Source organism: Mesorhizobium sp. M8A.F.Ca.ET.181.01.1.1 (genome assembly GCF_004792025.1).
GTDB lineage: Bacteria > Pseudomonadota > Alphaproteobacteria > Rhizobiales > Rhizobiaceae > Mesorhizobium.
Genome location: NZ_SRTV01000109.1, coordinates 1 through 358 on the forward strand (window position 1 = coordinate 1; position 358 = coordinate 358).

Genomic DNA, 358 nt, shown 5'->3' on the forward strand with positions numbered 1-358 from the left:
GATCTGCTCGACTATGCCGGCGTCGCCGTCTTTGCGGCGACGGGCGCGCTTGCGGCGTCGCGCAAAGAGCTGGACATCATCGGCTTCCTGTTCCTGGCCAGCGTCACCGGCATCGGCGGCGGCACGCTGCGCGATGTCATCCTCAACCTGCCGGTGTTCTGGGTCGCCAATAGCGGTTATGTGCTGATCTGCGCCTTTGTCGCCGTGCTTGTCTTCTTCAGCGCTCACCGCGTCGAATACCGCTACAAGCTGTTGCTCTGGCTCGACGCCATTGGGCTTGCCGCCTTCGCGGTGATGGGGGCTGCAAAAGGCCTGGCGATCACCGGCTCGCCGGTCGTGTCTGTCATCACCGGGGTGC

At 64.5% G+C, this 358-nt stretch carries 1 protein-coding gene; it reads left to right on the top strand.

Annotated features, from left to right (window positions below):
• Positions 1-3: 3 nt before the first annotated feature.
• The coding region (locus EN824_RS33805) for a TRIC cation channel family protein (protein WP_189522276.1) at positions 4-358 on the top strand (355 nt) is incomplete at its 3' end.